Source organism: Mycolicibacterium vinylchloridicum (assembly GCF_013404075.1).
In the GTDB taxonomy this organism is placed as follows: domain Bacteria; phylum Actinomycetota; class Actinomycetes; order Mycobacteriales; family Mycobacteriaceae; genus Mycobacterium; species Mycobacterium vinylchloridicum.
Window position 1 is genome coordinate 1 of the sequence record NZ_JACBJQ010000173.1, and the last position, 1,435, is coordinate 1,435.

Here is a 1,435-nt window from a genome sequence, read left to right on the forward strand (position 1 = left end):
GAAGGCTGGCAAACGGCACATATCGGGAGGCTGCACTATTCCGGCATCCACGGCGCCTTCCCTGCGGAAGCACCCTCTAGGACTGAGCTGCTTGTAATGCCTTTGTCACGCTACGACTTCGACCTTGCGAGTGAGTAGAGCGTCGAGCAGTGCGGCCCGCACATCCCGAAGTCGGCTTACCTCAGCTTTGAGGCTGGCCACCGCCGTGGTAAGCGGTTCCAGCTCATCGACGATGGCCCGTTGGTCGTCGATGCTCGGCAGCCTGATCCGCATGGCCTTGGCTCTGGTGGCTCCTATGTGCAGGATGTTTACGCCGGGCGGGCAACTGTTGCGGAACGCGCCAGATTCGTAAGCCCACAGGCACCAGTGTCTGACGAATTCCGGCGTGGTTACGTTCTTAATTGCGCGGTATCTCAGGAGAGTGTTCTGGAAACATACCGCTCCTTCGATCTCACCGTTCCAAGCGGCGGGCATGCCAACCGCGTCAGCACCTGCGCTGCCTTCGGACACTAAGACGTCGCCGACTTCGAGCGACAGTCGCGCGCGCTCGTTTTCGTTGAAGTCCATCTCCATCACGTCGTCGAGGCGCAGCTCGTCGTGTCCGATATTTGCTGAACGCAAGTACTTGGTCATCGATGGCCCCGTGGCGCGTTCTGGGGAGCGCTGACGGCCGAGCCGGATTTCGAAGGCTTTCTCTGCCATCACTTGAGAGTGCCTGGGGTCGTTGGTGAGCACCTCGCGGCGCATGACGAGCAGCGCGGCGAGGCAATTGGCTTCGCGCTCGGTAGCTGCGAGCGCGTCATCGACTGCGGCGACGGTTTCGACGATCCTGGACTGGGTTCCGGGTGGTGGCAGGATCGCGGGTAAGTCCAGAAAGTCTGGAATCCTGAGGCGGTTGCGACTGACAGCCGTGGCTCCGTCTGACTTCATCAGCGCTTCCTGGGCGAACGACGGCGATGAGCAGTACAGCGCGAGGTACTCGGGGGTCGCGAGCTCGCGGTCGACGTCGAACTGGGGGAACTCGTTAGATGCGATGAGGTGGGCGAACTCGTCGGTGACGACTCCAAACGATTGCTTCCATGCGAATAGCTTGCTGTAGACCAGGGTCCCCGGCTTCAGCTGGTAGTAAGACTCCCCTTTTATGTCAGAGCGTCGCCCCGGTTTGGCGAACAGCCCTAGGCCGTACCAACGAATCCCAAGAGTGCTGACCTGGTCCTGGGGAGCGTGGACTGCTCGCGGCGGCTTGTAGAGCCTCAGGACCGCGCGCATGGGTTTCGTTGTCCAGCCGCTTTCACGCATCAAAGCCCCCGATACCTGCGCGGGTGAGCACCTCGGACATCTTCGCGACAGCCTCTTCGCGCAGCGTACGGGCCTCCTGGTAGTCGGCGACTGCGGTCTCCCAGTCGTGCTCCTCAGACTTGGGCCAGGGATTCGG

Annotated in this window: 1 protein-coding gene; it reads right to left on the reverse strand. The window is 61.7% G+C overall.

Annotation, left to right across the window (positions count from 1 at the left end; translation table 11 throughout):
* Window positions 1-105: 105 nt before the first annotated feature.
* Window positions 106-1,299, reverse strand: coding sequence for a restriction endonuclease subunit S domain-containing protein (locus HPC46_RS34375; protein ID WP_179476433.1), 1,194 nt, complete (start codon window positions 1,297-1,299; stop codon window positions 106-108).
* Between the last annotated feature and the right edge of the window lie 136 nt (window positions 1,300-1,435).

Coding starts and splice junctions, on each gene's coding strand:
- HPC46_RS34375 (WP_179476433.1), bottom strand. CDS start 1,299: ATGCGTGAAAGCGGCTGGACAACGAAACCCATGCGCGCGGTCCTGAGG.